Consider the following 26,395-nt stretch of genomic DNA (forward strand, 5'->3'; position numbering starts at 1 on the left):
CTTGCGTGGTCTGTTTGCAGCCCGAGCGTGAAAAAGTTCTCCCTGCTCTGGTAAAACGCGCCGAAAAGGGCTATTTCGGGCGAGCGGGGAGAGTTTTGTACCGGTTGAGCGCGTGAGGCCCGTATGCCGGGAGAGTTTTGTCCCGGCACAGGCTCCGAATGCGGTACAAAGTTCTCCCTGCTCGGGTAAAACGCGCCGAAAAGGGCTATTTCGGGCATGCGGGGAGAGTTTTGTACCGGGTGGGTCTGCCAAGGCTGCGAGCGGGGAGAGTTTTGTACCGGCACAGGCTCCGAATGCGGTACAAAGGTCGCCCTGCGTGGTCTGTTTGCAGCCCGAGCGTGAAAAAGTTCTCCCTGCTCTGGTAAAACGCGCCGAAAAGGGCTATTTCGGGCATGCGGGGAGAGTTTTGTACCGGGGCCTGCCTGGGGTGCCCAGCACCCCCGCAACCTGGCTGACAACCAGCCCCGCAACCTACCAGCCGCGCACCAGCTCCAGGAGAGAAGGGGAAGCTAGCCACTGCCTGGTGCCGAAGGAAGACACCGACACCGCGGCCACGGCCGATGCGAAGCGGATGAGGCCCTCCGGATCCGAGTCCCCGCCTCGCTCGATCGCCCACGTGAAAGCCCCGTGGAAGGCATCGCCCGCCCCCAGCGTTGATGCCTCCGGGACGGCTTCAACGGGAACCTCGCCGCTCGTGCCGTCCCACCAGTACTGCACGGAGCGATCCCCGCGCGTGCGCACAGTGCGCGTGATGCCGAAGCCTCGCAGGAACTCGGCGACCTGCGCCCCATCCGGGCGCGCCATCAGCGGCGGCGCGAAATCCTCCGAAACGACAGCGATGTCCACGAAGCCCAGCAGGGGAGTGAGCCAGTCCTTCCACGATCCGCCGTCCAGGATGCGCGGGTGGGGTGGGCGCGCCTCGAGCTGGGCGAACGGGTCCTCCCCGTCGACCTTGGGCACGCCCAGGGTGAGGGCCGCGTACGCGAGCGCCGGGTTGTGCCCGTCGATGAGGACCGCGCCGACGCGCTCGGGCAGGTGGGCCGCGACGCGCCCCGCATCCGCGTCAAGCCGCGCGTTCGTGGACGCCACCATGCGTCCGCTCGGGTGCTCGATGATCGAGGATACGGCGGGCTCTCGCCCCGCGGGGGACGAGGCGGGGGACGAGGCGGGGGTTGCGTCGCGCTGCTCGGGTGTGGCCGGGTGATCGTCGGCCTCAGTAGATTCAGTCGACGGGGCAGCAAGTGCCGTCGCGTCCAGCACGCGCACGCCTGCGGCCGCCAGGTCGGCGGCGAGGAAGGCCGACACTGGGCCTTCGCCGAGGGCTGTCAACAGCATCGGTGCCTCCCCGGAGGCAGCCGCAGTGTAAGAGGTGGCCCCGGCCTCGTCATCAGAATCAGAGAGAACGCGCGAGGCGGTGTTCAGCGCCGCGTACGTGACCGCTGCGTTCGTCGCGGGGCCGCCGGCGGCCATCGTGAAGTCCGTCGACGTGACCTTGAGGAGAGGGTCCGGCACGTGGTCGAGGCGATGCAGGACGTCCAGGGTCGTGAGTCCGGCGAAGAGTGCAGTCATGGGGACATTGTCGCACCCGGTGGGCAGCGTCAGGAAGCGCGGTCGCGGCGCTCGCTGACAGGCGCGCGCACCCTGTAACATAGTGAACAACGACGCTCATCGACTCCTCCGGATCGCAATGCACCTGCTCGACGCCCTGAATAACTCCCTGCCCGAGGTCTTCCGAGCCATTGACCTCATGGGCGTGCTCCTCAATGGCATCCTCGGCGGCAAGGTCGCCCGAGAACGCAACTTCGATGCTGTTGGTTTTTGTATTCTCGCGATCATGACGGCGCTCGCGGGCGGCATGATTCGCGACCTGCTCCTGTCCACGCGCACCGGCGCGCCCGTGGCCATCACCGACCCCTACTACCTGTGGTTCGCGATCGTCGGTGCGCTCGTGGCGATGGCTTTCCGCATGGATTCGCGCGCGTGGTCGGTCCTCCTCGTCATTGCCGATGGCATGGTGTTGGGCTGTTGGAGCGCGACGGGCGCGATCAAGACCCTCGATGCGGGGTTTGCGATCATGCCGGCGATCCTGCTGGGCATCATGACGGCGATCGGTGGCGGCATGGTCCGGGATATCTCGGCGGGCCTGGTCCCGCGCGTCTTCGGCGGCAACAACCTCTACGCGACCCCGGCGTTCGCGTGCTCGCTGGTGACGGTCGTGTTCTGGTACATGGGCCAGCCGGTCCTCGGCATGGGGGCTTCGATCATCGTCGGCCTCGTCTTTACGGGGATGGCGCACTGGCGCCGCTGGAGGCTCCCGCAGACCCGCGAGTGGACCATCACTCTCACATACTCTCAGTTGAAGGCTCTGCGTCGGGGCAGGCGTTAGTATGGCGGTGTGACTTCCCAATCAACACCCCTTTCTTCTACTCCCGCCGAGTCGGCACCCGCCTCGGGACGTAAGCGTTTCAAGACGTGGCACCTGTCCATGATGGCCCTGGGCCTCGCGATTGGTGCTGGCTTCTTCCTGGGCACGGGTTCCGCGATCCACCAGGCCGGACCCGCCGTCATCGTGTCCTATACGGTGGCCGCATTCATCGTCGTCTCGGTCATGCTGGCCCTCGCGGAGTTGGCCTCGTCCCTGCCGACGACGGGTTCTTTTTCTTCATACGCCGAGGCCGGGATCGGCCGCTGGGCAGGCTTCACGATCGGGTGGCTGTATTGGGTCATGCTCATCATGGTGTCGGGCCTGGAGGTGACGGGCGCGGCGACGTTCTTCGTCGGCTGGTTCCCGGCGGTCCCGCAGTGGGTGGTGGCCCTCGTTATTGTCGTCGTTATTGGCGGCATTAATCTGCTGGCCGCCGGTCAGTATGGCGAGATCGAGGCCTGGCTGTCGATGGTGAAGATCGTCGCGATCATTGCGTTCCTATGCGTGGGCGTGTACCTGGTCGCGCGCACGGTGATCGTCGGCCCCCTGCCCGGCCACGAGGGAGTGTGGCAGAACATCTCGGGACATAACGGGTTTATGCCCAATGGCCTGTCGGGCATCGCGGTCGCGCTCCTGGCCGTCATCACGTCTTTCGGCGGCCTGGAGATCGTGACGATCGCCGCAGCCGAAGCCGAGGACCCGCGCGCAGCGATGAGCAGCGCGATCCGTTCGGTTGTCACCCGTATCCTCGTGTTCTATGTCGGCTCGGTCATCCTGCTGATCGCGCTGCTGCCGTGGGACAGCGATTCGATGAAGACGAACGCTTTCGCAGCCGTCCTCGAGATGGCTGGGATCCCTGCGGTTGGCACGCTCATGAACGTCATTATCTTCATGGCGCTGATCTCGGCGTTCTCCGCGAATATCTACGCCTCCTCGCGCATGGCCTACTCGCTGTCGGCGCGCGATATGGGTCCGCGCTGGCTGCTGGGTGCTTCGGCGTCCAACGAGGCTCACGCGCGCTCGGTTGTCGCGGCCGCCCTCGAGGACGATGAGGCCGTCCTGGCCTCCGAGATGGAGGGCGACATCGAGGCGGGGCGGACGCCGAAGCGCGCGGTCGGCCTCGTCGTGGTTCTGGCGCTGCTGGCGGTCCTGGGCAACTGGTACCTGCCCGGTGAGATTCTGACGATGCTCATCAACGCGATCGGCATGGTCCTGCTGATCGTGTGGACGTTCATCATCATTTCGCTGATGCGCCTGCATCCGTCGCTGGAGCGCTCAGTCTCTCTCGTGATTCGTATGCCCGGGTGGCCGTGGCTGCCGTGGCTGGTGCTCGTTGGCTTGGGTGGGATCGGTGTCCTCATGCTCATGAGCGACGAGGGCCGGGCTCAGCTGGTCTCCATGGGCGCGCTGACGCTCATCATCGTGGCCGTCTACTTCGTGCGCCAGCTGCTGGGCGCGCGCACCAAAGCCTAGTTATCCACAGGCGCCGCCCGCCGGGACGCAGATGCCGGCGGGTGGGTGCATCATGAGGGCACCTCGGGTTGGTCGGGGTGCCCTCATTGTGTGGGTGTGAGAGAAGGGATCGGGCGCATGGCACGCAGGCGGCGCAGGAGCCTCGGGGACACGGTTGTCCTGCTGGCGATTCTCGCTGCCCTCGTGTGGGCGTTCGCGCCCGGAGTGGGGTGGGACCTGCTGGGCCTGCGCTCGCGCCTGGGGTGGCCTCCGCTGCGCAGCGGGCAGGCGCTGTCCTCCCTGCCGGATAGCGAGGCAGCCCGTCAGCTCCGCGAGCTCACGGTTCGAGAGTCGGTCGACGATCCTTCCGCGCCGGCGTACGACCGCGAGGCCTTCGGGCAGCGGTGGGCGGATACCGACCATAACGGCTGCGACACTCGCAACGACATTCTTGCCCGCGACTTGGCGCGCCCCACCTTCAAGCCGGGCACGCGCGACTGTGTGGTCCTGTCGGGCACGCTCGCCGAGCCCTACACGGGGGCCACGATTGAGTTCCAGAAGGGAGAGAAGACCTCGTCCCTCGTGCAGATCGACCACGTCGTCGCGCTGGCGGACGCGTGGCGTTCGGGCGCGTGGCGGTGGGACGCGCAGCGGCGTCTGGAGTTCGCTAACGATCCGCAGAACCTGCTCGCGGTGGACGGGGCGGCCAACGAGGACAAGTCTGCGTCCTCCGCGGACCAGTGGCTGCCACCGAATAGGGCCTTCCGATGCGACTACGTGAAGCGGCAGATCGCCGTCAAGAGCGCATACGGGCTGAGCGTGACCCGCGATGAGCAGGATGCGATGGCTGAGCAGCTGTCAATCTGTTCAGAGTAAGGAGAGGGGAGGGGCCCTGCGTGCTTCACAAGTGCAGCGCGCAATTCTGACCAACACATTCCAGATGATTCCCAGCCGTTTTCTCACAATGTGTCCATCTCGTGTGGAACTGGGCGCACGTGCGGAACATTGCCCGATAACGCCGGTAATCTTCCCTTCAAGGGGAGGGGTGACATGTACACGGCAATCAACTGGGCGCTTGATCTGGGACTTTACGCCGCCGTCTGCGCGATCATGTGCGCGCTGTGGTGGCTGCATGGCCGTCGCAGGGATTCCGCTCGTCCCTCCTCAGCCGGTGACGCTTCCTCGGAGGAAACTCGGGCATCCGGGCGGGGCGGTCGCGCACATCTGACCGTCGTGCGGGCGCTCCCGCTCATCTACCGGCGCTCGAAGCGGACGGGTGCCCTCCTGCCGCGCGAGGAGAACCCCGACACCCCGATGACGGCGGAGATTCCCGTGATCGTGGCCCCTGCCTCGTCGATGTGGAGGCTCCCGCGCGCCCTTCCGCTCGCCTGGTTCCTGTACGTCGCCGGCCTGCTGATTTTCACGCTGCTGCCGCTGCCTTCCGACCCGGTGGCCGCATGCGCGGCGATCATCCACTGGGACAACTACGTGCCCTTCGGTTCCTTCGCGGCGGTCGCCGAGCAGTTCCGTGACGGCGAGAACCTGCGCGGGGCCCTGTATGGCCTGTCGATCCTGCTCAACATCGCCTTGTTCGTGCCCTTTGGCGCGCTCGCGGAGACCACGTGGCGTATTCGGCGTATGCGCCGCGCGCCGGATGGTGTGCCCGCCGACGGGTCCCGCTTGGCGCGCTCGATCCCGCACCGCCGCGTGATTGCGTGGGTGGTGATCGGCTGCGCACTCTCCTGCCTCATCGAGCTGACCCAGTACACGGGCCTGTTCGGCGTCGTGCCCTGCACCTACCGGGTCGTCGACATCGACGACGTCATCATGAACACGCTGGGTACCTACGCGGGCGTGCGCCTGCTGCCTTTCATGGCGCGCAACTCGCGCTTCATGGGCGCGTAGCCGTCCATTCCGAGAGCGTCGCGCAGACTTGCTCCATCGTTATCTGAGAGGAAGCGACGGCGATAACAAGCTCGTATACGTCATCGTTGGAAACCGTGTCCCGGATCGGCAGTGCATTGAGAGACAGGAAAACAGAACAAGCGGCCCATCCAAGGCGCTTGTTTCCGTCAATGAGCGCGTGGTTTTTCGTGAGCGATTCGAGCAGGGCTGCGGCCTTGGCGGCGGTGGACGGGTAGGCGTCCTGGCCCATCAGCGTTGTTTGGGGGCGCAGTGCTGCCGCATTGAGGAGGCCGAGATCCCGGACAGGACCGATTTTTAGCGCGGATACGATGTCCAGGAGGTCCTCAAGCGAGAGAAACTCGCACGGCATGGCGTTACTGCCCGAGTCGCTCAAGCGCGTCCCCCCAGCGCTCAACGGTGTGGTTGAGCGCGTCGGTGACACGCTGACGGTGGGTCATGCGGTTGAACTCCTCGTCGATGGCGCGCAGCACTGCATCGTGTTTGGACGTACCGGCGCGCTGGGCGAGCTCGTCGAGCTTGCGTGCGTGTTCCTCGTCGAGTCGGAGTGTCATAGCCATATCAGTATGGTATCACTCTGATACCACTCTTGTGGTGGTGCCCCTCCTGCAGCCAGCCGGCGGCCTGCCTACAGCCAGCCGGCCGCACGCGCCAGGGACGCGGCCTCGGCGCGGGTGCGCGCGTCCATCTTCAGCATCGACGAGGACACGTGGTTGCGCACCGTCCCCTGGCTGAGTCCCAGCGAACGGGCGATGTCCGCGATGGTGCCGCCGCCCTCGACCTCGCGCAAGACGTCGGCCTCGCGCTCCGTCAGCGGCGAGGACCCAGCCGACAGTGCCTCAAGAGCCAGGCTCTGATCAATCGCGCGGCCACCCGCCGCTACCGTGCGCACGCCGTCGGCCAGGGTTTCGACCGGCGCGTCCTTCACCATGAAGCCCGTCGCCCCCGCGTCGAGTGCGCGTTGCAGGTAACCCGGGCGCCCGAACGTCGTCACGATGAGCACGCGCACGCCCGGGAAACGGGAACGAATCGCCTGGGTGGCCGTGATGCCATCCATGCGGGGCATCTCGACGTCGATGATGGCGACGTCGACGGGGGCACTCGCGTGGGCAGGGGTGTCCGCTGATGCCAGGCGCGCCAGCTCATCGAGTGCCTGCGCGCCGTCCGCGGCCTGCGCGACGACCTCAATATCGCGCTCCAGGTCCAGCAACCCAGCCAACGCCCCGCGAATCATCGCCTGGTCGTCAGCCACGAGTACCCGAATCGTCACGCCACCCTCCTGTCTGTCTGCGCTTGGGGTACCAGGCTAGCGCAGGTGAGGGGATCGTTCCTTGTGGTCGCCACCCCTCAGGACGAGGCAGGCTCGCCCACCCGGGAATCGCGCGAGATCGGGGACCGCGCGGGAACCGAGAAGGGGCCATGGCCTCGTCGATGAGGGACGCGGCCCCGGACAATCAGGACGAGCGGGTGTCGGCTTCCGCATCGAAGGACAGTGCGAGTGTCCACGTGGAACCCGACGCGCCCCAGGTGAGCGTGCCCTCGTCGCCGACCAGCTCGGACAGGCCAGCGAGCCCCGACCCGGATCCCGCGCTCGACGCGGCGTAGGAGGCCGTATAGCCGTCGTTCGTGACCGTCACGCCATCGGGGGACAGGCGGACCCGCACCCACGATGGGCGCGCGTGCAGGATCGCGTTCGTGACGCCCTCGCGGATCACGTGGGCGGCGGCTGCTGAACGAGGCCCCGACGGCGGCTCTCCCTCATTCGTGATCTCGGCGTCGATGCGCGCGACCTCCAGAAGCGACCGCGCCTCCTCGAGCTCCTCTCCCGGGGACAAGGCCCGCGTGGCCGCGACGATGCGGCGAACGTCAGCCAAGGCCTCGTTCGACTGGGCGGTGACCGCGCGCAGCTGCTCGCGCGCCTCCTCCACGCGACCCGCATCCAGGAGGCGACCCGCCAGCTCGGATATCATCGTGATCCCCGTCAGCGAGTGCCCGAGGATGTCGTGCAGATCTGTGCTTAGGCGCGCACGCTCGGCGGCCTTCGCGCGCTGGATCGCGTCCTGGCGGCGCAGGTGCTCGCGGGCCGAACGCTCCATGCGCCAGCGCGCCACCCCCACGAAGACACACAGCAACACCAGGTACCAGCCCATCCACAGGGGCTCACCCTGCGCGTAGGCCGCCACCCCCGCGATAGCGGTCACCGGCACGAGGCCCGCGGCAATGAACCTGCCCGGCGCCTGAAACACCCACGCGACCAGCAGATACGACGTCAGCATGAACGCGTGAGGGGTGTCGACGGACACCGCGTACACGAGGTAGGCGACCGTCGCCGCCGCCAACGTCGCGTGGGAGAGGATGAACGGCCTCGTGAAGGAGTTGCGCGCGGGTAGGGGATTGGCCAGCCACGTCGCCGAATTCACGACCGCGACGAGGGCGCACAACCCGATGAGACCCGCGCGCTGGGCAGGATCCGGCAGCCGCAAGGCGTAGGCGAGGGGGAACCCCATGAACAGCATCCACGGGGCCGCCCACGCCAGGGAGATCAAGCGCTCCTTCATGACACCAGCCTAGCGAGCCGTGTCGTGGGACGCGCCCCACCAGGCGATGCCCGCCGTGATAACTACCCACCCGACGATGTTGAGCCACGCCGCCGTCGGCATCGGGACGGTACCGGCGACCGCGTAGATCGCCTGGACGGCGCCGTACAGGGGCGTGAAGGGCGCGACGTGGGAGACGAAGGGCGGCATCTGCTCCAGCGGGATGAACATGCCGGACACGAACGCGCCGAACACCATGACGAACGCCGAGGCGCTGTAGGCGTTCTCGCCCTTAATCGTGTAGCCGCAGGCCAGGCCGATGAGCGCGCCCAGGGCCGACAGCGCGATGACCACCGCGGCGCTGGCCGCCCACGCGCCCGCCGTCATCTGCGAGCCGGTGGCCAGACCAACGCTGAAGCAGATGAGCGCGATGAACGCGCTCAGCGCCACCAGGGCCGTGAGGCGCACGAGGAGGATCACCCACGGCTGGATGGGGGTCAGCGCGTACATGCGCGAGATGCCGGTCGTGCGCTCGACGGACAGCGTCGCGCCGAGCGACCCGCCCACCAGGATGACGCCGTACGTGGTCATCATGACGACCATCGCGGCGGCCACGTTGCCGCGCCCAGTCTGCGTGTTGCGCGCGGCCTCGGTCATCCCGAACATCGCGTACATAAACAGGGGCAGGAGCAGGGCAAACGCCATGTTCCACGGGTTGAGGATGTGCGACAGGAACGTCGCGCGCCACAGCTTCCCCGCGCCCGTGAAGGGGGAGGGGATCGGTCGGTCGGTGGCTCGTGCGGGTGCGTGGGTGGTCATGATTCCTTCTTCGTGTGTCGTGTCTGCGTTCGTGGGGAGGGGGCCTCGGCGTCGGCCTCGGGACGAGGCCGGGGCCGGCTCATCGGGGTGGGCGTTCGTCGCTCACTCAGCGTCTGCGTGGGAGGTGATGCGCTCGAAGACGTCTTCGAGGTCCTCGTTATCGGCGACGACCTGCTCGGTCGGCGCGTCCAGGAGGACCTGTCCGGCGTCGATGATGACGATGCGATCGGCCTCCTTGCGGGCCTCGGTCAAGTAGTGCGTGGCGAAGAGGAGCGTGCGGCCCTCCGCGGCCTCGGCGTGCATCGTGTCCCAGAATGCGCGCCGCGCCAGGGCGTCCATGCCGGCCGTGGCCTCGTCGAGGATCAGGAAGTCCGGGTTGCCGGACAGGGCGAGGGCGAGGCGCACGCGCTGCACCTCGCCGCCGGAGAGCTTGTTGAGCGGGCGCTTGGCGAGCTTCGTCAGGTTCGTGCGCTCGAGGAGCTCGTCGGTGGGGATCGGGTTGGCGTGCATGGCGGCGACCAGGTCGATCGTGTTGCGGACCTTTCCGTCGCGCGGCAAGGCCCCAGACTGGAGCATGGCACCGACGAGTGAGCGGCGCACGGCCTCGCGCGGGTTCATGCCGTAGACGCTGATGTCGCCCTGCGTGGGGGTGGCCAGGTCGAGGACGATGTCCAGGAAGGTGCTCTTGCCGGCGCCGTTGACGCCGAGGAGCGCCACGATCTCGCCGGGCATGAGGGTCAGGCTGACGCCGCGCAGCGCGTCAACGTGGCCGAAAGACTGGTGGATGTTCGTCGCCTGAAGGGCGGGCGTTGCTTCTGTGTTCATGGCACCCAGTCTGCGCTCGTATATGAGGGGCCGGAAGTGTCCTTTGATGCAGGTGGTGCCATGACAAATGTCAGGGGGTGTGTATGGGCGCTGTAACTCGCACGCGGGCCTGATGGTCTGCATGTGGGCCCGATACTTCACACGTGGGCCCGATAGGTGGCGGCCTGGGCCCTTTCATGCGCACGTTAACCCGATAGGTGGTTGCGTGGGCAGGCTGCCCACCATGCCACCAATGGGGTTTAGCTGCGCATGAGCGGGTTACGGGTGCCAGTAGTGGGGCCCAGCTGCCATGTTCGACACGCACCCCACCCGCACAATGCCGCATCATTCAGCCAACGCACTTGCATCCGCCGATTTCGCCAAAACGCAGACCCATTCAGCCAAAACAGCCCTATTTCACCGTTTTTCACCCAATTGGTCTGCACTTTGGCGGCCAAACTCCGTCAAGTCGCGGCTGTGCCGTCACCAATCGGGGGGAATTGCACTACACGAGGGTGCGACACGCCGGCGACACGCCGCAAGAGGGCTTCGTGTAGTGCAAAACCCCCGCCATCACCGGTGTGGAGGGTGCTGGAGGGACCGGAGGGCCTGGCTGCGGTGCTCATGAGCGGCGGCAGGGCCTGGCCCAGACAAATTTCGCATGCAATTCCCCCACGGCACGATCCAACACAAGCCCAAAAACCGCAGAATATCAACGATCAGATTTCAAAACCTGAAATACTTTCAGGGGAATTGCATGCGAAATTGATGGGAGAACGGCCCGTGGGGCCACAAGCAGCCCGGCCCACACACCAACAGGCAATGCAGCGCCCGGAACACCCGTGGGGCCGAAAGCAGCCCCGCCCACGGGCACATAAAGCAGCCCGGCACGCACACAGCGCACACAGCGCACACAGCACGGGGCCCGAAGCGCCGTAGCGCCTCGGGCCCCTCACGTGCGTCAGTTGCTCACAGGTTGAGCTGGATGTTGCGGCCGGGAACGGCCTCGATCAGCTCGCGCGTGTAGTCCTGGACCGGGTTGTTGAACAGCTCGTCCGTCGAGTTGGCCTCGACAAGCTTGCCCTTCTCCATGACGATCACGTCGTCTGCGATCTGGCGGACAACGGCCAGGTCGTGCGTGATGAACAGGTAGGAAAGGCCCAGCTGCGCCTGCAGGTCGTTGAGCAGGTACAGGATCTGGTTCTGCACCAGCACGTCCAGGGCGGACACGGCCTCGTCCAGGACGATGACCTCCGGGTTGAGCGCGAGGGCGCGGGCCACGGCCACGCGCTGGCGCTGGCCGCCGGAGAGCTCGTTCGGGTAGCGGCGCATGGCGCTACGCGGCAGGGCCACCATGTCGAGCAGCTCGGAGGCGCGCGCGATGCGCAGCTTCTTCGGGTTGAACTCACGCTTCTCGGCGGCGGTCAGCGAACGCTTCGCGTCGGCGGCCTCGACGAGGACGCGCATCCACTCCTCGGGCTCGCGGCCCGTGGCCTCGGCGCGCTTGATTTCGGCGCGCGCGTACTCCAGGGTGCCGTACCCGTGGATCTTCAGGGGCTCCTCGATCAGTCGGTAGATCGAGAACATGGGATCCAGCGAACCGTAGGGGTTCTGGAACACGGCCTGGAGGCGGCGGCGCAGGCGGAAGAGCTCGCCTTCGCTCATCTGCGAGGTGTCCTCGCCGTCGAAGTAGACCTTGCCCTCCGTCGGCTTGAGGAGCTGCAGCACCATGTTCGCGGCGGTGGACTTGCCGGAGCCGGACTCGCCGACGACCGCGAGGGTCGTGCCGCGGCGCAGCTCGAAGGACACGTCGTCGACGGCCAGGAAGGTGTCTTGGCCCTTCTTGGCGCCGCGGATGTCGAATTCCTTGGTGAGGTGCTCGGCGCGGATGATGGCGTCCGTGGAGGTCGCGCCCTTGCCGGAGCCGGTGAGCTCCTCTTCGGTGACCGAGATGCCGCGCGCGTGGGCGGACTCGATGCGCGCCGAGGCCAGGGAGGGCGCGGCGGACACGAGGCGCTTCGTGTAGGGGTGCTGGGGGTGCTGGAGGATCTCCAGGGCGGGACCGGATTCGACGATGCGGCCGCGGTGCATGACGACGAGCTGCTCGGCGCGCTCGGCGGCGAGGCCGAGGTCGTGCGTGATGAACAGCACGGCGGTGCCCATCTCGGCGGTCAGCTTGCCGAGGTGGTCGAGGATGCGGCGCTGGACGGTGACGTCCAGGGCGGAGGTCGGCTCGTCGGCGATCAGCAGTTTGGGGTGCGCGGCCATGCCGATGGCGATGAGGGCGCGCTGGCGCATACCGCCGGAGAACTCGTGCGGGAACTGCTTGGCGCGGCGTTCCGCGTCGGGCAGGCCGGCTTCCTCGAGGAGGGCGGTGACGCGCTGGCCGACCTCGGAGCGAGGCACGACGTTGTTCGCGACGAGGGCTTCCTTGACCTGCGTGCCCACGCGGAGCACGGGGTTGAGGTTACTCATCGGGTCCTGCGGGACGAGGCCGATGCCGGATCCGCGCAGCTCCACCCACTGCTTGGTGGTCAGGTGGGTGATGTCGCGGCCGTCGAATTCGATGGTTCCGCCCGCGACCTTGCCGGTGCCGGGCAGCAGGCCGATGACGGCGGCGGCGGTCGTGGACTTACCGGAGCCGGACTCGCCGACGATGGCGACGGTCTGGCCGGGGTAGATGGTCAGGTTCGCGCCGCGCACGGCGGGGACGACGCCGGTCGAGGAGGTGAAGGTGACCTCCAGGTCCGTGATTTTGAGCAGGGGCTGCGCGTCGTCCGGGTGGATGTCGGACGAGGCCGGGGCCGCGCTGGGGGCGACGGCTCGTTCGACGACCTCTTCCATCTCCTTGTCGGAGAGCTGGGGGGTGTTCGTTTCGCTCACTTGCGTGCCTTCGGGTCGAGGGCTTCGCGCACGGCGTCGCCCATCATGATGAAGCTGAGGACGGTCATGGCCAGGGCCGCGCCCGGGTAGAACAGGACCATCGGGTTGGTGCGCAGGGACGTCTGGGCGGACGAGATGTCAGCGCCCCAGGAGACGACCGAGGTCGGCAGGCCGATGCCCATGAAGGACAGGGAGGCCTCGGACACGATGAAGGTGCCCAGTGCGACGGTTGCGTACACGATGATGGGGGCCATCGAGTTCGGGATGATGTGGCTCATGAGGATGCGCGCGCGGGAGGCGCCGGTTGCTCGGGCCGCGGTGACGAACTCCTCGTTCTTGGCGCTCAGGACCGAACCGCGGGTGATGCGCGCGATGGAGGTCCAGCCGAACATGGACAGGACGATGACGACCATGAAGATGGAGCGCGAGCCCTTGAACATCTGCATGAACACGATGGCGGCCAGGAGCAGCGGGATCGCGAAGAACACGTCGGTGATGCGCGAGAGCAGGGCGTCGAACCAGCCGCCGAAGTAGCCGGCGAGTGCGCCGACGGTGCCGCCGATGAGCACGACCGCGATGGTCGTGAGGATGCCGACGGACACGGACGCGCGGGCGCCGTAGACGACGCGGGCGTAGATGTCGCAACCCTGCTTGTCGAAGCCGAAGGGGTGTCCGGCGGAGGGGCCGGCCAGGGACGAGGAGAGCTCGCAGAACTTCGGGTCGGTCGCGGTGAAGATCGACGGGAAGAGCGCGAGGAGCGCGGCGAGCGCGATGATGAACGCGGCGATCCAGAAGGTCGGGCGGTGGCGCAGGCGCTTCCAGGCCTCGCCCCACATGGACGAGGGGGCGCCCTCGTCGGCGACCGCGTCGACGGCACCGAGGCCGGTCTCGTCGATATCGGAGACGTAGTGGTCCTGGCCCGCGCGGGTGCGGGTGATGTTGGCGGAAGGAATCTGGTCACTCATAGCGGATCCTCGGGTCGAGCACGGCGTACAGGAGGTCGACGATCAGGTTCGCGATGATGTAGACCAGCACGAGCACTGTTGTCACTGAAACGACGGTCTGGGGTTCGCCCTTGATGATGGCGCTCCACAGGGTGCCGCCGACGCCGTGGATGTTGAAGATACCCTCGGTGATGATCGCGCCGCCCATGAGGGCGCCGAGGTCGCCGCCGATGAACGTGGCGACGGGGATGAGGGAGTTGCGCAGGATGTGGCGCGTCATGACGACGCCGCCGGAAAGGCCCTTGGCGCGCGCGGTGCGCACGTAGTCGGCGGAGACGTTCTCGGAGACGGACTGGCGGGTCAGTCGGATGACGTAGGCCAGGGAGACGCCGCCGAGCACCATGGCTGGCATGGTGAGGCTCCGCAGGTCGACGGAGGCCGAGGCTGTGGTCGGCAGGATTGCGAGCTGAACACCCAGGACGTACTGGAGGACGAAGCCCAGCACGAAGGTGGGGACGGAGATGAGCAGCAGGGAGACAACGAGGATGGTGGAGTCAAACCACTTGCCGCGGCGCATGCCTGCGACGACGCCGAGGCCGATGCCGAGGATGGTCTCGATGGCGAGGGCGTAGACGGCGAGCCACGCGGTCGTCGGGAAGGCGGTCGCCATGATGGACGTGACCTTCTGGCCGTTGAACGCGGTGCCGAAGTCGAGTGTGAAGACTCCCTTGAGGTACAGCAGATACTGCATCCAGAAGGGCTTGTCCAGGTTGTACTGGGCGCGGATCTGCGCGGCGGCGGCCTCGGAGAGACCGCGGTCGCCACCGAGTGCGGCGACGGGGTCACCTGGCATCAGGTAGACCATCGCGAAGATCAGAAAGGTGGCTCCGAAGAAGACCGGGATGGTCTGGAGGAGTCGCCGTCCGATGTAGCGGAGCATGGACAATCCTTTAGTGTTCGTGTCGTGGGAGGGGAGGTTCCGATCCCTGGCGGGGCCTCGCGGGCGAGGCCGACTATGGTCTCATCATAGGGTAAAGAATGGGCAAATGGCGCATCAGTCTCTGTATTTGTCTGCCGCATCAACCCCGTGATGCTGTTTTGAGATGAAAGTGTGTCCCGCGTCAATGCGGGAGCGCAGTGCGATGCTGGGCTGCGTTGATGTGTGTGTGCCTGTCGAGAAGATGCGCGCGGGGCGGGCGGCTTGCGCCGCCCGCCCCGCGGGAGAGGTTAACCTCGTGCGATCACTTCTTGGTGACCTGGTACAGCACGGGCTGGCCCTTCCAGTCGAACTTGACGTTGTCGACGTTCTTCGACCAACCGCCGCTGACGTTGGGGTACCACAGCGGGATGGCCGGCAGGTCCTGGAACAGGATCGTCTGCGCCTGGTTCAGGGTCTTCGCGGCCTCGGCGGTGCTGGTGGCGGAGGAAGCCTGCGTCACGAGGGAGTCGAACTCGCTGTTGGAGTACTGACCCTTGTTGGCGTCGGCACCCGTGGTGAACTGGGGCTGCAGGAAGTTGTACAGCGCCGGGTAGTCGCCCTGCCAGCCGTTACGGAATGCGCCGGTCATCTCGCCCTTGTCCTCTGCGTCGAGCAGGGACTTGAAGTCGGCGAAGGGGTTGCCTTCAGCGTCGATGCCCAGGGTGTTCTTGATGGAGTTAGCGGTCGCGTCGACCCATTCCTTGTGGCCACCGTCGGAGTTGTAGGCGATGGTGAAGGTGCCGTCCCACGGGGAGATGGCGTCGGCCTTCGCCCACAGTTCCTTGGCCTTGTCGGGGTTGTAGGTCAGGACGTCGTTGCCGGAGATGTTGGCGTCGTAGCCCTCAAGGGTCGGAGCGGTGAAGTCCTTGGCGGGGGTGCGGGTGCCGTTGAAGATGGTCTTCGTGATGGTGTCACGATCGACGGCCATGGAGATGGCCTCGCGGCGCAGGCGGCCTTCCTCACCGGAGAAGTGGGGCAGGTACTGCGGGATCGTGAAGTACTGGACGCCAGCGTAGGGCTGGTTCACGGTGCGGCCGGGCAGCTCGGACTCGAAGGTCTTGAAGACGGAGGCCGGGACGCCATCAAGGACGTCCACGGAGTCGGAGGACAGGTCCTGGTAGGCGGCGTCGAGGCTCGAGTAGAAGACGAAGGTCACGCCGTCGTTCTGAGCCTTGGTGTCACCCACGTAGTTCTCGTTGGGAACGGCGGTGAACTTGACGTTGTGCTCCCACGCGTCGGCCGAGGCCATCTTGTAGGGGCCGTTGCCCACGGGGGCCTGGCCGCCAGCGTCGGGGTCAGCGAGGGTCGAGTCCGGGAGCGGTGCGTAGGCGACGTAGCCCAGGCGCGACACGAAGTCCGAGGTGGGGTTCTTCAGCTTCGCGGTGAAGGTGTAGTCGTCGACCTCGGTCAGGCCGGTGATCTCACCGTTGCCCTCATCGTCGGTGCCCTCGAAGATGGTGAAGAACGCAGCCTGCTGCTGCTGCTTCGATGTGATGAGGTTCCAGGCCTTGATGAAGTTGTGGGCCTGGACGGGGGTGCCGTCGGAGAACTTGCGGTCGTTGTGGAGCTTGATGGTCCACTCGGACGCGTCCTCGTTGGGCTCGATGGACTCGGCGACGTCGAGGATGGCCTTGCCGTCAACGTCGTAGCGGACGAGCTGGCTGAACAGGACGGACAGGATCTTGCCGCCGCCATTCTCGTTGGTCAGACCCGGCAGGAGCGGGTTCTGGGGCTCGGAGCCGTTGGTCGTGACGACCTTGTCGACGGAGCCGGACGAATTGGAATCGGTCTTGCCGCCGCCGGCGCAGGCGGTCAGAGCGAGCGCGGCAGCCGCGGGGATGACGAGCCATGCCTTCTTCAGGTTCATGGATTCTTCCTCCTGGTTGATGGGTGGAACTGGGGGCGGTGCCCTCAGGTATGGTCCGAGAGTAACCCCTGAGGCCTGGAAGACACGAGAGATGTCCATCATGTGCGCATTACATTTTGGTTACAAACGTAAAAAGTAGGTCAAATAATGGTGTGTATCACATAAAAGGGTGTGGGGTGTGACAGACTAGGCATGCGACGAGGCCGGGGCTGAGGGTACACGCGCACCCGGCCCCGGCCTCGGCTATTGAAGATCGCTTAGGAGAGCAAGCCCTCCGAAAGCAGCCACTCGCGGGCGATCTGCGAGGCGGACTTCTGCTCGACCGTCGACTCCCGGTTCATCTCGATGAGATCCTGCACGTCCAACGCCTCGCTCACCCTGTTGATGACCGCGGTCGCGTCGTCGCTGACCCGCGACGAGGCCAGGGGTACCACGTGCGAAGCCAGGAACAAGCCCTTCGGGTCCGTCAGGACCGTCAGGCTTCCGTCCGCGAGCGCCGGGTCGGACGAGTAGATGTTCGCGAGCTGGATGTCGCCGTCCTTCAAGGCCTTGACCGTGAGGGGGCCGCCCGAATCCTCGATCGGGGTGAAGTTGACGGTCACTCCGTAGACGTCGGACAGTCCGGTCGGGCCGTAGGGGCGCGTGCGCAGCTCCGAATTGCCGCCCAGCGTCAGCGTGCCCGCGTTCGCGAGGTCGCCGATCGAGGTGAGCGAGTGTTCTTGCGCGAAGTCTGTCGTCACCACGTAGGAATCCTGGTCGGTCGCGCCCGCCTGCTCGAGGGCGCGCAAGCCATCGGGAAGGGCGCTGCGCAGCGCGTCGTACACCTCGTCGGAGGAGCGTGCGGTCGCATTGGGATCCAGGTACTGCAGGAGGTTGCCCGTGTACTCGGGGAAGACGTCGATCGAGCCGGCCTCAAGCTCGGGCATGTAGACCTCGCGCTGGCCGATCCGCATCTGGCGGTCGACTGCGAACCCGGCGCCCTCGAGCGCCTGTGCGTAGGCCTCGGCGATGATCTCGTTCGAGTAGTAGTCCTGCGACCCTACGACGAGCGTCGTCTGGCCATTCTCCGAACTTCCGGTGCTCGCGTTCCCGCCGACCGACTCTGCGGAACCGCAGGCGGCCAGCGCCAGGGCGGAAGCCGCGATGGTGGCCATCGTCATCATCGTGCGTTTCATAGTGTCTCCTTGAGTGAGTTGTTCTCATCGTCTGCAAAAGAGTGGGTGCGGGCCCGAAGGCGTCGCGCGACCAGCGCCAGGAGCGCGTCGGTCGCCAGTGCGAGGGCGACGACGATGATCGCACCGCCGATCATCTCCGCGTAGTCGCGGGTCTTCAGGCCCTCGTAGAGGAAACGGCCGAGGCCGTAGTTCGCCGTGTAGGCCGCCAGTGTTGTCGTCGCGATCACCTGGAGCGTCGCCGACCGCACGCCCGCCGCGACGAGGCCCGCCGCGTGCGGGGCCTCAACCTGCGCGAGGACCTGGGGTTCCGTGAGGCCAATTGCTCGCGCCGCATCCACGGTCGCGCGCGGCGTCGAGGCGATCCCCGAGTAGGTTGCCGACAGGAGCGGTGGAATCGCCAGGACGAGGAGAGCCAGCGTGGGCGCCGCCAGCCCGATACCTAGCCACAGGCCCGCCAGCGTCAGGACGCCGAGGGTGGGAACCGCGCGGGCCGCGCCCGTCGCGCTCACCAGCCACCGGCCCCTGCCCGTGTGCCCGATCCACGTGCCCAGCGGCAGCGCGATGAGCGCGGCGAGCGCCACGATCAGGAGGGTGAGGCCCAGGTGCTCGGTGGCTCTCACGAAGATTCCTGACTCGCCCAGCCAGTGTGCGGGCACCGCCAGCCATGCCAGTGCTTTGAGAAGGATGTTCATGCCCGCCCCCTCCTCGTCCACGGGGTGAGCGCCCAGCCGATGCCCTGCACCAGTGCGTCGATGACGAGCGCGAGGAGAACCGTCGCGACCAGGCCGGCCACGACCTCGGCGACGAGGCCGCGCTGAAAACCGTCAGTGAACAGCGTTCCCAGCGAGCGCACCCCGATGAACGCGCCCACCGTCACGAGCGACACCGTCGACGTGGCGACCACGCGCGTGCCCGCGACGATGACGGGCGTCGCGAGGGGGAGCTCCACCTCGACGAAACGCCGCCAGAGGGAATAGCCGCACGCGTTTGCCGCCTGTAGCGTCGCGCGCGGGATCGCGCGGAACCCCTCTGCGACCTGGCGCACCAGGACCGCCACGCCGTACAGCGTCAGAACGATCACCATGTTGATCGGCGAGCGCAGCGCCACCCCCACGATCACCGGAATGACGATCAGGAGAGGGAGCGACGGTACCGCGTACAGCGCCGACAGGGCAGACAAAACCCAGCCGCCTCGGGGCGAAAATGCAGCCCAGCGGGCGATCGGCACGGACGCCAGCACCGAGAGGATGATTGTTGGCAGTGCGATCCACAGGTGAGAGAGAGCCAGGGAGCCGATGATCCCCCAGTTCGAGGATAGCCAGGTCACGGACGCTCCCCGGCCTCGTCGGAGGTGAGCGTGCCCACGGGGGTTCCGGCCTCGTCGACGATCAAACCATCCGAGCCTTCGAGGTGCACGGGGCGCGCTGCGCGCGAGGCGCCCACGAACTCCGCGACGAAAGGCGACGCGGGAGAGGAGAGTAGCTCGGCGGGCGTGCCCACCTGCTCGATGTGGCCGCCCGTCGAGAGGACCGCGACCTGGTCGCCCAGCGTGAACGCCTCGTCCACGTCGTGCGTCACGAAGAGGATTGTCGTGCCCAGCACCCGCTGAATCTCCTTCAGCTCGCGCTGCAGCTCCGCGCGCACGATCGGATCAAGGGCGCCGAAAGGCTCATCCATCAGCAGGATGTCCGCGCGATTGGCCAGCGCCCGGGCCACGCCCACGCGCTGACGCTGCCCACCCGACAGCTGAGCGGGGTAGCGATCGGCCATCTCGAGATCCAGGCCCACCAGCGCCAGGAGCTCGAGCGCGCGCTCGCGGGAGGCCTGCTTCGTGGCGCCCTCCAGGCGCGGGACCGTCGCGATATTGTCGGCAATGCTTCGGTGGGGGAAGAGGCCGCCCTCCTGCAGGACGTAGCCGATCGAGCGGCGCAGGCGCACCGGATCCTCGCCCGCCACGTCCTCCCCGCGCACGAACACCGTGCCCGAGGTCGGGGTGACCATCGCGTTCACCATCCGCATGAGCGTCGTCTTGCCGCAGCCCGAGGTGCCCAGGAAGACGGTCGTGGAACCCTGCTCGACGGTGAGGGAAAAGTCGTCGACGGCTCGCGTGCCGCCCGGGTACGTCTTGGAGACGTGGTCGAAGCGAATCATGCGCGCTCCTTCGCGGCCTCGGCGATGAGCGCGAGGCTGCGCGTCAGCTCCTCGCGCTGGGCTGTGGACAGTGGCGCGAAGAGGCGTTCCTGCTCCGTCTCGACGATCATGCAGGCCTTCTCAAGGTGTGCCAGGCCCTCTTCCGTCACCGTCAGGATTATTGCGCGCCGGTCGTGCTCGCATGGGGTGCGGTGCAGGAGCCCGTCTCGGTGGAGGCGATCCACGAGGCGCGAGGCCGCTCCCAGGGTGATGCCCTGGCTCGCGGCGACCTCCTGGATGCGGCACGCGGGGGTGTCGCGGACCGTGCGCAGGACGAGGAAGCGGCCGAGTGTTAGCGCGTTTCCCGCCTCGGAGAGGGCGGATTCGACCGCGTTCCAGGCGTGCATTTCCGTGTGAATTAGCGCTGTGAATAGCGAGGGTGCACATGTTGCCATGTCCACTACCTTACACATAAACAATTAACACGTATGGTTTTTGTCAGCGGAAATTTGTGCGCCGACGGATGACATATGTGCACGTCTGAGTCGTGAGTGTCAGAGGGAATCTGGCTGTGCGCCGGTCCTGCCAAGCCGCCCAAGCCCAGTGCTACAGTGCGTTGTAGAGGCGAGAGGCGTGATCGTGTTCTCGCTTCGAGCCTCGGCGGATGCGTGGCGGCGCGCATAGCGGAGTGGCACGTGCGTATCGAGGAAGGACGACGCGGATGCGGAACCGTCTCTACTCCCTGCTCAATGGCGATGGGAGAGCGGCAATGTGGTACGGGCGCGTCATGACCATCCTCATCGTCGCGAGCCTCCTGCCCCTGTGCTTCAAAGGATCCAGCCCCATCCTCGAAACAATCGAGTATGCGTGCGTCCTCGTCTTCATCGTCGACTACCTGGCCCGATGGGCGACAGCGGATCTGAAGATCGGCAAGGGCGCGTTGTCGTTCCTGATCTATCCCTTCACCCCCATGGCGATCATCGACTTGCTGTCGATCCTGCCTGTCTTCAACGCCCTCAATGACGCGCTGCGTACGCTGCGAGTCCTGCGTCTGTTCCGTGCGCTACGTGCATTCAAGCTCATCCGCTACTCGAAGAGCGCCTCTGCGATCGCCGCCGTGTTCGAGAAGCAACGGGAAGCGTTGCTCGCCGTCCTCTGCCTGGCGATCGCGTACATTCTCGTGAGCGCTCTCGTGATCTTCAACGTCGAGCCGGACACCTTCAACACGTTCTTTGACGCCGTGTACTGGGCGGTCGTCTCCCTCACGACCGTCGGCTACGGCGACCTCTACCCCTCCTCCGACGTGGGGCGCACGATCGCCATGATCTCCTCGCTCATGGGCGTCGCCGTCGTCGCCCTGCCCTCGGGCATCATCACGGCGGGCATGCTCGACGAGCTGCGCGGAGACGGAGGTGCTAGCGACTGATGTGTAGGGACTTTTATTGCGGGGTCGATTCGTGTGGCCTCCGCTCACCCAAAAGTCGCACGTAATTCTCAGGTGGTCACTTTATAGGTGGGCTCACAAGCGTTGAAATTCCGCGGTTCGTGCTGATCGGGTTCTCGGCGTCGCTGGGGAATTACGTGCGGAATTGGGAGGATAAACGAGGCCGGGGCCCAACCCACCTCTCACCGCGCGGTGAGCGAGTGGCCGAGCCCCGGCCTCGTGAATGAAAGCGTCAGATCAGGCGTCAGCCTGCGGCGCGGGAGAGCGGTGGCGCTTCGAATACGCCTCGCCTTCCAACTCCGAACCCGACGGCGCGGACGCGGGCGTCGCAGCCTCCAGGTTCGTGCCGCGTAGCTTCGAAATCAGGCGCATGCCGTGGTAGATCAGCAGAGCCGAGGCGGTACCCAGCGCGATGCCCTCGAAGGACATGTCGCCGATCTTCCACGTGAAGTTCGCAATCGCGACGATCAACGCGACCGCAGCGGTGTTCAGGTTCACCGGGTTGGAGAAATCCACGCGGTTCTGCACCCAAATACGCACGCCCAGCATGCCGATCATGCCGTACAGGACCGTGCCCGCACCGCCGAGGACGCCCGGAGGAATCGTCGCAATCAGCGCGCCGAACTTCGGTAGCATCGACAGAACCAGGGCAACACCAGCCGCGATTAAGTACGCGGCCGTCGAGTACACGCGGGTCGCCGCCATGACGCCGATGTTCTCCGCGTAGGTCGTCGTACCCGAACCGCCGCCGCTGCCGGCCAGCATCGTGGACAGGCCATCCGCCATGAGCGCGCGGCCCGTCAGGTCGTCCATGTTCTCGCCCGTCATCGCGGACACAGACTTCACGTGGCCGACGTTCTCCGCGACCAGGATGAACACGACCGGCAGGAACAGGCCCAGGGTCGAGGGGGAAAAGCTAGGAGCCTGGAACTCGGGGAAGCCGATCCAAGCGGCCTTGCTCACGGTCGAAAAGTCGACCTGACCCTGAAGGATCGCGGCCACGTAGCCGATCAGCACGCCGATCAGGATCGACAGGCGGCCCAGGATGCCCTTGAAGAGCACCGTCACGAGGCAGATCGACACGATCGTCACAACGGCAGTGATCGGGCCTTCCTTCACCCAGTTCCACGCGGCGGGTGCCAGGTTCAGGCCGATGAGAGCCACAATCGCACCCGTCACCACGGGCGGCATGACCGCGTCAATCCAGCGAACGCCCGCGAAGTGAACGATCAAACCAACCGTAGCCAGCGTCGCACCCGTCGCAATGATGCCGCCGAGCGCGTACGAAGACCCGAGAGTGCTCGACACGGCGGTGATCGGGGCGATCAGGGCGAACGAGGAACCCAGGTACGAGGGCAGACGGCCCGCCGTGATCAGGAAGAACAGCAGAGTGCCGATCGCGGTGAAAAAAAGCGTTGTCGACGGAGGGAAACCCGTCAACAACGGAACAAGGAACGTCGCACCAAACATTGCGACCACGTGCTGGGTGCCAATGCCAATAGTGCGCGGCCACGACAGTCGCTCACCCGGGAGGACGACGTCACCGGGATTAATGGACGTGCCGTTACCGTGAAGCTTCCAACGGAACAGCGAGGTCTTCGTTTCGCTCATAAGCGTACAAATCCGATCAGTTGATGGGCAGGATGGCCGTACCGGTCGGAATAACAGGGTAGCGCGTTTGCCCCTGTATCCGCAGGTTTCGCCACGCCTAAACCCCACGAGCGGCCAAAGTGTGGTGCACGCCCCTGCTGTTATGGAATAGTGGAGCACATGAGCCAGCCGTCCCCGAACCTCGCCCCCACAGTCTCCAGCGTGCCCTGGGCGAACCCGGACACTGCCTCGCCGACGAACATCGCCGGCGACCGCTACGGCTATGCGCCCGAGAGCGTCGCCCGCCAGAGCGTCCCGGTCTCGTACGACAGATTCCCAGGCACGGAATACGTCAACATCCGGGAGGTCTTCGCCGACGGCGGCTACACCTCCCCCAAGCCCATCACGAACCCCATGGCGAAAATCGCCCTCTGGTTCGGCGTCTTCGGGTTCTTCGGCTTCACCCTCGTCATCAGCATCGTTCTCGCGGTCATCGCTCTGGTCCAGGCGCAGTCCCTCCCCGAGCGCATCGGCTCACGCGAGGCCATCGCCGCCCTCGTCTACGACGGCATCCTCGTCTTCATTGGCCTCTCCATCTACGTGCTCGGGCTCTTCTGATTCGCACGAGGCCGGGGCTGCCTGTGGGGGTCGGCCTTCGCGGGTGCAGCCAGGCAGGCGGTGGTCGAGCTGGCGCGCGCCCGCGGTTTCGATGCCACTGAATTGCCGGGGTGATCCGAGGAAGGTGTGGGTGTGTGCTTGCCTGCTTGCCTGGGCGCGCGGTTTTTCGTGGGATTCCGGGCCTGTGATCTGGTCCATTGGCCAGGATTGGCGCTGAGAGGCTTTTTTCGCTTATGATTGTCCGGCACGATGTGCACGGAGGATTCGCCTAGTGGCCTATGGCGCACGCTTGGAAAGCGTGTTGGGTGCAAGCCCTCGGGGGTTCGAATCCCCCATCCTCCGCCACCGGACCCCGGAACCTGCCCAGGTTCCGGGGTTTTCTTTGTGTTTGCAAGAGAAAGGGATTTCTTCAGGAGGGGCTTGCCTGCTCTTATCTGTGATGAAGCTTAACTTGTTGACAGGCGCGAGGGGAATGTGTTTCAATAACCGTGTTGCTCCCCATCGCCCCTAACGGGGTTGGTGGGGATTTTTCTTCATCGGAGGTCCATTATGGCGAAGACACCGTTGTCTGCCGTGGTTGTTATCGACTACCAGAACGTCCATTTGACTGCCTATGACATCTTCAATAGGGGAGGGGATAGGCATGAGTCCCTCATTCATCCTCAGCTTTTTGCGCAAACTGTCGTGCGCGAGCGTAACGCCCGCCAGCGTGCGGGCTACCCAGAAGTTGTTCTTCGTGAAACTATAGCCTTCCGAGGGCTTCCGCATTCCCACTACGATTGGGAGCAGAACCGTCGTTGCTCGGCTCAGGCTGAACAGTGGCGCAGGGATGGTGCCACTATCGAGTTGCGTGACCTGAAATATACCTTCCAGAGGACGGCGGATGGCAGGGAAGCCACAGATGTTAACGGTCGGAAGATTGCTGTGGGTAAGGGACAAGAAAAAGGAATTGATGTCCTTGTAGCCCTTACCTGTTTGCGTCAGGCGCTTTGTGATGAAGTCGACGTAGTTATACTTGCCTCGCGCGATACGGATCTGGTTCCAGTATTAGATACATTGCTTGAGATGCGGGCGGAGGATCCCCGGGTTGCCAAGATAGAGACCGCCTCATGGTTCGATCGCGATGCTAAAGAACAAGGGCGTTTCGCTGGTGGCTCGCTTCGTCCAACAGGCTCGGTTAATGTTTGGAATACGAACCTGGATCGTGCCTGCTATGAAGCTAGCTTGGACCAGCGTGACTATAGCTGATGAACCCGCGGCAGGCGAGTTCATTCTCGCGTGGTGACTGCCTGGCTGAGCCCCGGCCTCGTCCCCTTAGACTCCGAGTCCCTCGACGATCTCCGCTCCCGGGAGCGCGGCGAGGACCTCGCCCGTCACGAACAGCTTCGAGCAGCGTAGGCCCGAGCCGATGCAGCTCCAGCCGACCGCGCACGCCGAATCGATGAGGAGACGCCACGAGCCGGGCACGCCCACCGGCGTGATGCCGCCGTACTCCATGCCCGATGCCTCGACCGCGCGATCCTGCGGCCAGAAGCTCGCCTTGCGCACGTCGAGGCGTTTCTTCACCACGTGATTGACGTCAGCGTTCGTCGTCGCGCGCACGACGCACGCCGCGATCCGCTCCTCGCCCGCGCGCTTGCCCGCCACCAGGATGCAGTTCGACGACAGCGCCAGATCCATGCCGAACTCGCGCGTCATGACCTCCGTGTCCGCCAGCTCAGGGTCGATCGCGACGACGAGGGCCGACGAGGCCGTGGCCACCCCGTGCTCGGCCAGTGCGGTGAGAGCGGCCGCGACCGGCGGCGCGAGCAGATTCAGATTGTCCAGTGCGGGTGCGGGCTCCAGCGAGCCGATGCCGGGAATGATGATGTCGCTCATGGTGTCAGGGTAGGCCTGTCGGCATCGGAGTGTCTGGTGTGGCCGATGGGTAAGCCTGCGTGACGGCCGGGTGTGCGTCCGTGCCCGCGGTGTTCGGGGTCTGCGGTGTTTCGTGCCCGCGGTGTTTCGTGCCCGTAGTGTTTCGTGCCCGCGGTGTTCCGCGGCATGGTCGCCGCAGCTGCGCGCGCCGGGTGAAAACGTGTATGCTGGGGGCCGGTCCTCCGCGTGACGGTATCATCCGAACCTCCCCAGGGCAGGAATGCAGCAAGGATAAGGGTGCGCTGCCGGGTGCGCGGAGGATCTTTGTATATGCTGCTCGATCTTGGTCGGCTGAAGCACGTGCTCCTTCAGTGTGGTTCAGGTCATGACTCTTGATTTTGCATCCTGATGAAGAGCGTGTAAGCTTATACCCAGCCAAACGGCAAAGCGCCCGTAGCTCAATGGATAGAGCATCTGATTACGGTTCAGAAGGTTGGGGGTTCGAGTCCCTTCGGGCGCGCAGCGGCCCCCCTCGGTGCGATCCACCGGTGGGGGTTCTGCATTTTTAAAAAGCACTCCTTCGGGAGTGCTTTTTTCATGCCCGTGGTGTCCACGCGTTTGCGGCGAGGACCGGGGTTATAGGGGTTATAGGACACTACGTGTTGCTGGAGGGGTAATTTTTGGGTTATAGGACAAAACGTGTTGGTTTTATGGTGACTTTTCGGGTTATAGGACACTACGTGTTGCTGGAAGGGTGACTTTTCGGCTTGGCGGTGCGGGAAAGTCGGTGTTTTAGTTGGTTGGGACCAACTATGAGGATGGACAAATCGTGTTGCTGGAGGGGTGACTTTTCGGCTTTGTTGCGCGGGAAAGTCACGATTTTAGTTGGTTGTGTTTGCCTCGTTCCTGTGAATACTGCATCGTGCCCCGTGTGTGGCTGCCCAATGA

At 65.5% G+C, this 26,395-nt stretch carries 25 protein-coding genes, 2 tRNA genes and 1 other RNA gene; 10 read left to right on the forward strand and 18 right to left on the reverse strand.

The genetic code is table 11. The annotated features are described in order from the left end of the window. Positions 1–471: 471 nt before the first annotated feature. Entirely contained in the window at positions 472–1,569 is a 1,098-nt protein-coding gene (locus O3684_RS09220) for a PfkB family carbohydrate kinase (protein ID WP_500066522.1), read from the reverse strand. 118 nt (positions 1,570–1,687) lie between these two features. Between O3684_RS09220 and O3684_RS09225 the strand changes: the two genes are divergently transcribed. From O3684_RS09225 to O3684_RS09240, 4 genes are all read left to right on the forward strand, one after another. Further along, complete coding sequence (locus tag O3684_RS09225) at positions 1,688–2,386, forward strand: trimeric intracellular cation channel family protein (protein ID WP_500066524.1); 699 nt, start codon at positions 1,688–1,690, stop codon at positions 2,384–2,386. A 9-nt stretch (positions 2,387–2,395) separates the two neighbouring features. Next, a complete protein-coding gene (locus O3684_RS09230; protein ID WP_500066526.1) occupies positions 2,396–3,898 on the forward strand; it encodes an amino acid permease in 1,503 nt (500 codons plus the stop codon). Positions 3,899–4,015: 117 nt separating this feature from the next. Further along, positions 4,016–4,753, forward strand: a complete 738-nt coding sequence (locus O3684_RS09235) for an HNH endonuclease family protein (RefSeq protein WP_500066528.1) — start codon at positions 4,016–4,018, stop codon at positions 4,751–4,753. A gap of 174 nt (positions 4,754–4,927) precedes the next feature. Next, positions 4,928–5,782, forward strand: coding sequence for a VanZ family protein (locus O3684_RS09240; protein ID WP_500066529.1), 855 nt, complete (start codon positions 4,928–4,930; stop codon positions 5,780–5,782). Here O3684_RS09240 and O3684_RS09245 read toward each other — a convergent pair. From O3684_RS09245 to O3684_RS09315, 15 genes are all read right to left on the reverse strand, one after another. Beyond that, complete coding sequence (locus O3684_RS09245; RefSeq protein WP_500066560.1) at positions 5,769–6,152, reverse strand: type II toxin-antitoxin system death-on-curing family toxin; 384 nt, start codon at positions 6,150–6,152, stop codon at positions 5,769–5,771. The two genes, O3684_RS09240 and O3684_RS09245, sit on opposite strands and share 14 nt — an antisense overlap. Before the next feature lie 4 nt (positions 6,153–6,156). Beyond that, entirely contained in the window at positions 6,157–6,360 is a 204-nt protein-coding gene (locus O3684_RS09250) for a type II toxin-antitoxin system VapB family antitoxin (protein WP_500063295.1), read from the reverse strand. A 68-nt stretch (positions 6,361–6,428) separates the two neighbouring features. Beyond that, positions 6,429–7,070 carry a response regulator transcription factor gene (locus O3684_RS09255; RefSeq protein WP_500066530.1) on the reverse strand — a complete coding sequence of 214 codons (642 nt, stop codon included), beginning with the start codon at positions 7,068–7,070 and terminating at the stop codon, positions 6,429–6,431. 184 nt (positions 7,071–7,254) lie between these two features. Continuing rightward, positions 7,255–8,358 (reverse strand): sensor histidine kinase, encoded by a 1,104-nt coding sequence (locus tag O3684_RS09260; RefSeq protein WP_500063293.1) that lies wholly within the window; start codon positions 8,356–8,358, stop codon positions 7,255–7,257. A gap of 9 nt (positions 8,359–8,367) precedes the next feature. After that, positions 8,368–9,156, reverse strand: coding sequence for an ABC transporter permease (locus O3684_RS09265; RefSeq protein WP_500066532.1), 789 nt, complete (start codon positions 9,154–9,156; stop codon positions 8,368–8,370). 102 nt (positions 9,157–9,258) lie between these two features. After that, positions 9,259–9,981, reverse strand: coding sequence for an ABC transporter ATP-binding protein (locus tag O3684_RS09270; RefSeq protein WP_500066534.1), 723 nt, complete (start codon positions 9,979–9,981; stop codon positions 9,259–9,261). 948 nt (positions 9,982–10,929) lie between these two features. Further along, positions 10,930–12,843, reverse strand: coding sequence for a dipeptide ABC transporter ATP-binding protein (locus O3684_RS09275; RefSeq protein WP_500066536.1), 1,914 nt, complete (start codon positions 12,841–12,843; stop codon positions 10,930–10,932). Further along, complete coding sequence (locus tag O3684_RS09280; RefSeq protein ID WP_500066538.1) at positions 12,840–13,808, reverse strand: ABC transporter permease; 969 nt, start codon at positions 13,806–13,808, stop codon at positions 12,840–12,842. The genes O3684_RS09275 and O3684_RS09280 overlap by 4 nt, the downstream gene beginning before the upstream one ends. Continuing rightward, complete coding sequence (locus O3684_RS09285; protein ID WP_500066540.1) at positions 13,801–14,727, reverse strand: ABC transporter permease; 927 nt, start codon at positions 14,725–14,727, stop codon at positions 13,801–13,803. The genes O3684_RS09280 and O3684_RS09285 overlap by 8 nt, the downstream gene beginning before the upstream one ends. A 301-nt stretch (positions 14,728–15,028) precedes the next feature. Next, the gene (locus O3684_RS09290; protein WP_500066541.1) at positions 15,029–16,633 is read right to left on the reverse strand and encodes a peptide ABC transporter substrate-binding protein; all 1,605 of its coding nucleotides are present in this window, start codon (positions 16,631–16,633) and stop codon (positions 15,029–15,031) included. A 257-nt stretch (positions 16,634–16,890) separates the two neighbouring features. Then, positions 16,891–17,808, reverse strand: coding sequence for an ABC transporter substrate-binding protein (locus tag O3684_RS09295; protein WP_500066543.1), 918 nt, complete (start codon positions 17,806–17,808; stop codon positions 16,891–16,893). After that, on the reverse strand, positions 17,805–18,500 hold the full coding sequence (locus tag O3684_RS09300; protein ID WP_500066545.1) for an ABC transporter permease: 696 nt from the start codon (positions 18,498–18,500) through the stop codon (positions 17,805–17,807). Before O3684_RS09300 ends, O3684_RS09295 begins: the two co-directional genes overlap by 4 nt. Beyond that, on the reverse strand, positions 18,497–19,135 hold the full coding sequence (locus O3684_RS09305) for an ABC transporter permease (protein ID WP_500066547.1): 639 nt from the start codon (positions 19,133–19,135) through the stop codon (positions 18,497–18,499). Before O3684_RS09305 ends, O3684_RS09300 begins: the two co-directional genes overlap by 4 nt. After that, on the reverse strand, positions 19,132–19,959 hold the full coding sequence (locus O3684_RS09310; protein ID WP_500066550.1) for an ABC transporter ATP-binding protein: 828 nt from the start codon (positions 19,957–19,959) through the stop codon (positions 19,132–19,134). The genes O3684_RS09305 and O3684_RS09310 overlap by 4 nt, the downstream gene beginning before the upstream one ends. Next, on the reverse strand, positions 19,956–20,345 hold the full coding sequence (locus O3684_RS09315; protein ID WP_500066551.1) for a MarR family winged helix-turn-helix transcriptional regulator: 390 nt from the start codon (positions 20,343–20,345) through the stop codon (positions 19,956–19,958). The genes O3684_RS09310 and O3684_RS09315 overlap by 4 nt, the downstream gene beginning before the upstream one ends. Positions 20,346–20,659: 314 nt before the next feature. Between O3684_RS09315 and O3684_RS09320 the strand changes: the two genes are divergently transcribed. Then, positions 20,660–21,364 carry an ion transporter gene (locus O3684_RS09320; protein ID WP_500063205.1) on the forward strand — a complete coding sequence of 235 codons (705 nt, stop codon included), beginning with the start codon at positions 20,660–20,662 and terminating at the stop codon, positions 21,362–21,364. A 255-nt stretch (positions 21,365–21,619) separates the two neighbouring features. On the opposite strand, the gene O3684_RS09325 is transcribed toward O3684_RS09320, so the two are convergent. Beyond that, the gene (locus tag O3684_RS09325; protein ID WP_500066553.1) at positions 21,620–22,993 is read right to left on the reverse strand and encodes a uracil-xanthine permease family protein; all 1,374 of its coding nucleotides are present in this window, start codon (positions 22,991–22,993) and stop codon (positions 21,620–21,622) included. Between the two features lie 159 nt (positions 22,994–23,152). On the opposite strand from O3684_RS09325, the gene O3684_RS09330 reads away from it, so the two are divergent. From O3684_RS09330 to O3684_RS09340, 3 genes are all read left to right on the forward strand, one after another. After that, the gene (locus O3684_RS09330) at positions 23,153–23,590 is read left to right on the forward strand and encodes a hypothetical protein (RefSeq protein WP_500066555.1); all 438 of its coding nucleotides are present in this window, start codon (positions 23,153–23,155) and stop codon (positions 23,588–23,590) included. A 257-nt stretch (positions 23,591–23,847) separates the two neighbouring features. Next, a tRNA-Ser gene (locus O3684_RS09335) sits at positions 23,848–23,935 on the forward strand. A gap of 204 nt (positions 23,936–24,139) precedes the next feature. Continuing rightward, entirely contained in the window at positions 24,140–24,838 is a 699-nt protein-coding gene (locus O3684_RS09340; protein WP_500066557.1) for a hypothetical protein, read from the forward strand. 66 nt (positions 24,839–24,904) lie between these two features. On the opposite strand, the gene O3684_RS09345 is transcribed toward O3684_RS09340, so the two are convergent. After that, positions 24,905–25,468, reverse strand: a complete 564-nt coding sequence (locus tag O3684_RS09345; protein ID WP_500066559.1) for a YbaK/EbsC family protein — start codon at positions 25,466–25,468, stop codon at positions 24,905–24,907. Between the two features lie 212 nt (positions 25,469–25,680). Between O3684_RS09345 and ffs the strand changes: the two genes are divergently transcribed. After that, an RNA gene (gene ffs / locus O3684_RS09350) (signal recognition particle sRNA small type) lies at positions 25,681–25,776 on the forward strand. Between the two features lie 118 nt (positions 25,777–25,894). Next, positions 25,895–25,967: transfer RNA gene (locus O3684_RS09355), tRNA-Arg, on the forward strand. Positions 25,968–26,395: the final 428 nt, after the last annotated feature.

The organism is Pauljensenia sp. 20925_1_27, assembly GCF_041432835.1.
In the GTDB taxonomy this organism is placed as follows: Bacteria; Actinomycetota; Actinomycetes; order Actinomycetales; family Actinomycetaceae; genus Pauljensenia.